At 46.6% G+C, this 5,251-nt stretch carries 5 protein-coding genes and 1 tRNA gene; 1 reads left to right on the forward strand and 5 read right to left on the reverse strand.

Translation table 11 applies throughout. The features are described 5' to 3' along the window. Positions 1-165: 165 nt before the first annotated feature. The 3 genes from LVQ76_RS22145 to LVQ76_RS22155 all read right to left on the reverse strand — a co-directional run bounded on the left by LVQ76_RS22145 (position 166) and on the right by LVQ76_RS22155 (position 3,133). The gene (locus tag LVQ76_RS22145; RefSeq protein WP_232922464.1) at positions 166-933 is read right to left on the reverse strand and encodes a class I SAM-dependent methyltransferase; all 768 of its coding nucleotides are present in this window, start codon (positions 931-933) and stop codon (positions 166-168) included. A 70-nt stretch (positions 934-1,003) separates the two neighbouring features. Next, positions 1,004-1,807: an endonuclease/exonuclease/phosphatase family protein gene (locus tag LVQ76_RS22150; protein WP_034461607.1), complete on the reverse strand. Its 804-nt coding sequence runs from the start codon at positions 1,805-1,807 to the stop codon at positions 1,004-1,006. 150 nt (positions 1,808-1,957) lie between these two features. Beyond that, positions 1,958-3,133: an MFS transporter gene (locus LVQ76_RS22155; RefSeq protein WP_232864034.1), complete on the reverse strand. Its 1,176-nt coding sequence runs from the start codon at positions 3,131-3,133 to the stop codon at positions 1,958-1,960. 104 nt (positions 3,134-3,237) lie between these two features. On the opposite strand from LVQ76_RS22155, the gene yafC reads away from it, so the two are divergent. Further along, the gene (gene yafC / locus LVQ76_RS22160; protein WP_232864033.1) at positions 3,238-4,140 is read left to right on the forward strand and encodes a DNA-binding transcriptional regulator YafC; all 903 of its coding nucleotides are present in this window, start codon (positions 3,238-3,240) and stop codon (positions 4,138-4,140) included. A gap of 7 nt (positions 4,141-4,147) precedes the next feature. On the opposite strand, the gene dkgB is transcribed toward yafC, so the two are convergent. Next, positions 4,148-4,951, reverse strand: a complete 804-nt coding sequence (gene dkgB / locus LVQ76_RS22165; protein ID WP_232904214.1) for a 2,5-didehydrogluconate reductase DkgB — start codon at positions 4,949-4,951, stop codon at positions 4,148-4,150. Between the two features lie 177 nt (positions 4,952-5,128). Further along, a tRNA-Asp gene (locus tag LVQ76_RS22170) sits at positions 5,129-5,205 on the reverse strand. Positions 5,206-5,251: the final 46 nt, after the last annotated feature.

Consider the following 5,251-nt stretch of genomic DNA (forward strand, 5'->3'; position numbering starts at 1 on the left):
TTACAGCAACGCAGCGATGCTAAAACTCCCCTCGAGGCGTGAGCGTGAATATGCAAGGGAAGTGAGAGAAAAAAGGTCGAAATATCCCTTAAAAAACAATGCCGGTCACCTTAAGTGACCGGCATTAACCTTTTTGGGTGCCTTTTTTATTTCTATTTCAAAACATCAAACCTTTTTGGCTTCCACCATAATAATGTCACTGGTGAAAGAGCCATCTCCCTGCAACTCAAAATAGTGCTGCACTTCGTCTGATGCACTCTGTTGGTAGATTCGAATAGCGTCAGCCAGAGCTTCAGGTGTTCTCATTCTGGCAATCCAGGATGTGAACTCCAGATTCAATCGGTCGCATAAGAGGTTTTGCGAGACCAGGCCCGCATCATTAAACAGGCTCAACCACTCGCCACTGGAATAATTCCGAACGTGTGATGTATCGCGCAATGCTTCAACCGTTTGCAGCCAGATATCGAGAACTGGATGGCCTGGAGACATCACATCCATAAAAATAACTACACCACCCGGTTTCAGGACTCGTTTTACTTCACGCAATGCTTTACCAACATCATGCCAGTGATGAGCTGAATAGCGGCTAATCACCACATCAAAAGAGCCATCATCAAACGGCAACACTTCTGCATAACCCTGTTGAGTCATGATGTTGAAGATGCCACGCGTTTTAGCAGCACCATTGACCACACTCAGCATCTGTTCTGAGAGATCATAAGCAATCACCTCTTTCACCTGAGCGGCCGCAATAAAGCTCGCATGCCCCGCCCCACACCCCATATCGAGCAGACGTGCATCAGGGAAATCAGCCAGACGTGCGCTTAGACACTCCAGATCGCGGCCAGCAGCGTGCACAGCACTTTTCAGATAGGCACTGGCCTGCGAGCCAAACTGTTGATCGACTTTGTCATGGTGAGATTGTGTTGTCATTGTATTGTCCTTGCAGATGATTGTAAGTAAGGGCAGCACATAGTCTGCCCAATGGCAGACCTGACTTACCTTACTTCAGCTCAGGTTTGCCGGGACGGAATTCGACTAGTAGAGGATTGTGATCGGACGCACGAGTCACCAAAACAGAGGCTTCCGCAACGTTTAAACCACGGTAAAACACGAAATCAAGCGGACGACCGAAAGCACGGCGGCGATGGTCATCGGTGAAGCGCACTTCCCGCAAAGTCATTTCACGAGCGAAGCGGTAAAGCGCATTCATACGTGGACGGCTCCAGGCGTTAAAATCACCCGCCATAATAACCGGCCCATTATGGTGACCAATTTGATCGCCAATCGGCCCAAGCTGTTTGCTGTAGACATCGACACCAAGACTGAAATTGACCGCGTGGATATTTACAACCATCAACAGCCGACCATCAGGCAGTGGATATACGGTCACTAATGCGGATTTGGACAAGCGTAAAATCGGCTCACGTTCACGTAGTGGGCAACAATAAACAGGATGAGCAGCGGAAAGTGTCATAACACCTGAGGGGTGTTGAGGCAGAACAAATGCCGGAACCTGGTCAGCAGCCAGATAATTACTGGTGGCAAACTTTACCAGTTCAGGGGTCGTTTGAGCCTCCTGCAATAAAACAAGGTGAGCATCTTTACCGAAGTTTTGCAGTACAGAAAGCCATTCTGCACGCTGCTGTTTGAAGATATTCCACACCAATACTTTTAGTGAGCCTTCACTTGGTAAAGGTTCTCCGGGCGGCAATGCCTGACCAATAGTTGCAAATGAGCCAGGAGGCAGAATGCGTTCTGCTGGCTGACCGGCAACATATCTCATGGCATAAGTATTTTTGCGCACGTTTTTACTAATGACCTCTGTAACCAAAGAAGCCTCCAAATCGAAGGCTGTCTTTCAGTTATAGGGACTTTGGTGTCGAGTTTCAACGACCAATTCAAACCATTGACGAACAAGACCGTAAGTCATTGCTAACAGCCATGTTCTAATTCACTAACTGATAGCAACTTCACGACGTGCATCTAGTCGACCACTGATAGTAATTAAGAACAGTGCACCAACAACAATTACAGCCCCAATCCACGGCGTCTGAGCTAAACCAAAGCTTTGAACTGTTTGACCACCGATAACAGATCCTAATGCAATCCCGACGTTAAAAGCGGCAATGTTCAGTCCAGAGGCAACATCCACAGCATTTGGCGCATATAACTCTGCTTTCTGCACAACATATACCTGCAATCCCGGTACATTACCGAATGCAAAGACGCCCATAATCAACACCGTCACTAAAGCGCCAATATGTGAACTCGCAGTAAATTGGAAGACCAGTAGTAATGCTGCAAGTGCTGCAAAAATGAATTTCAAAGCAGGTACTGCACCATGGCGATCGGCAAGTTTCCCGCCCCAGATATTACCGATAGCAACAGAGACACCGTAGCCCAGCAAAATCCAGCTCACTGCCGCTGGTGAATAACCTGCAAGGTTTTGCATCATCGGAGCCAGGAAGGTAAATGCAGTAAACACGCCACCATATCCCAGAGCCGTTATCGCATAAATAATCAATAGGCGGGGATGAGTCATCACTTTCAGTTGATCTTTTAAGCTAGCAACCGCACGTGTTGGAATATTTTTTGGGATCAGAATAGTGCTACTGATCAAGGCAATAACACCAATAGCTGAAACGGCGAGGAATGTTTCGCGCCATCCGAAATGCTGGCCGATAAATGTTCCGAGGGGCACACCTGTAACCAATGCAACGGTTAAACCACCAAACATAATGGCGATTGCGGTAGCAGCCTTTTCTTTAGGTACCAGACTGGTTGCAATAGTTGAACCAATTGAGAAGAAAACACCGTGTGCGAGGCCTGTAAGTAGACGAGCAACGACCAGCGTTTCATAATTTGGTGCAAGCCAGGCAAGTAAATTACCTGCCGTGAATAGCGCCATCAAGCCAATCAGTAGCTGTTTACGAGGCAACTTTCCTGTCAGAGCGGTTAGCACAGGAGCGCCAACCGCAACCCCTAATGCATAAATTGAAACCAGCAATCCCGCAGAAGGGAGCGAAATTGAAAGTTGGTCAGCAATAGTTGGTACCAGCCCAACAATCACAAATTCGGTAGTACCGATTGCAAATGCACTGATAGTCAGTGCCCAAAGCGCCAGAGGCATAATTTACTCCATAACGGGTGTCTTTTGATGACACGCATTATGGCAAGATGGTTAAATAACAAAAATATGCAAAATCTCAATAGAATATTGTCTCAGGAGCAATAATGAAGGCCACCTCAGAAGAACTGGCGATTTTTGTCGCTGTCGTAGAAAGCGGGAGTTTTAGTCGCGCAGCGACTCTGCTCGAGATGGCAAATTCGGCAGTCAGTCGCTCGGTAAAGAAATTAGAAATGAAGCTAGGTGTGACTCTGCTAAATCGTACAACGCGCCAACTGAGTCTCACAGAGGAAGGCGAGCGCTACTTCCGTCGTGTTCAACAGATTTTGCAGGAAATGGCTGCTGCAGAAAATGAGCTGATGGAGACCCGACAAAGCCCTCGTGGTTTACTACGCATCGATGCTGCAACGCCTGTCATGCTGCATCTTTTAATGCCGCTGATTAAGCCCTTTCGTGAACGCTATCCAGAGGTGACGCTTTCCCTCATCTCATCTGAGACATTTATTAATTTGATTGAGCGAAAAGTCGATGTAGCGATACGAGTGGGCACATTGACAGACTCAACGTTGCGGGCACGGCCTCTTTTTTCCAGCCGCCGTAAAATTATTGCCTCGCCGGAATATTTAGCGCAGTTCGGTATGCCACAATGTGCTGAGGATCTTCAGGATCATATCTGTCTGGGATTTTCTGAAACAGAGAGCTTGAACAAATGGCCAGTCGCTCAGGCTGATGGGCTGCGTTATGACATCACGCCGGGAATAACATCGAATAGTGGTGAAACACTTAAGCAACTATGCCTGACGGGAAATGGGATTGCGTGTCTATCTGACTATATGATTAATAAAGAAATAGCTGAAGGGAAGTTTGTGGAATTGCTGACAGACAGACTGCTGCCCGTAGAAATGCCATTCAGTGCGGTGTATTACAGCGATCGCGCTGTCAGTAGCCGGATTAGAGCATTTATTGATTTTCTAAGTGAGCATGTACAACAGCCCCCGCAGGGGCTGTAATGAAAAATTAATCCCAGTGTGGAGCCAGACCTTCTGGGCTAACCAGTCGATCGTTACAGTCCAGTTTACTTATATCCATCATATCTTCCTCATCGAGCATGAGAGTCTGCGCTTGTAGATTACTTTGCAGATTCTCACGTTTTGTAGATGAAGGAATCACCGCATAACCCAACTTCATTGCCCATGCCAGGATGACCTGTGCAGGCGTTGCATTGTGCTTCTGCGCAATGCGGCCAATCACTTCATCTTCCAGCGCTTTACCATAAGCCAACGTCATATAAGAAGTGATATGGATGTTATGTTCATGTGCCCAATCAACGACTTTACGGTTGTGCAAATACGGTGAAAGCTCAATTTGGTTGGTCGCTATATTTTCTGCCCCCACCGCATCAATAGCCTGCTGCATCAGGTCGATAGTGAAGTTAGAAACACCAATTTTGCGCGTCAGTCCTTCTTTTTTCGCTTCAAGTAACGCCTGCATAAACTCTGCAACCGGCACTGAATCGTTTGGTGATGGCCAGTGAATTAGAGTCAAATCGACATAATCTGTACGCAATTTGCGCAGACTTTCTTTCAAGCTTGGGATTAATTTTTCTTTGTTAAGATTCTCGATCCAGATTTTGGTGGTGATAAAAAGCTCACTGCGTGCAACACCACTTTCTTCAATCGCCTGCCCTACAGCAGCTTCATTGTCATAAATCTGTGCGGTATCGACCGCGCGGTAACCTAATTCAAGCGCGGTTTTTACTGATGCGATAACTACGTCGTCTTTTAAACGGAAAGTACCTAAACCAAATGCAGGAATTGTCATTATTAACCTCGTTGGGGGACGTATCTTTGTCTTTCGAGGATTATGAAGGGTTTAACTTTGGTGAAAAAGATGGATAAATGCAGAAGATAATTGCGTAAAAAGCAACAATAGGAAAAAATTCATGAATTTTATGTATAAAAAAAGCCCTGAGTCTAAAAGACTCAGGGCTTAATTAAGTGGCGGAACGGACGGGACTCGAACCCGCGACCCCCTGCGTGACAGGCAGGTATTCTAACCGACTGAACTACCGCTCCACCGAATTTCTTTCTTATTACCACCAGATGTCACATTCTGGCTTTT

It is taken from the genome of Buttiauxella cochleicola, from assembly GCF_021283185.1.
In the GTDB taxonomy this organism is placed as follows: Bacteria; Pseudomonadota; Gammaproteobacteria; order Enterobacterales; family Enterobacteriaceae; genus Buttiauxella; species Buttiauxella massiliensis.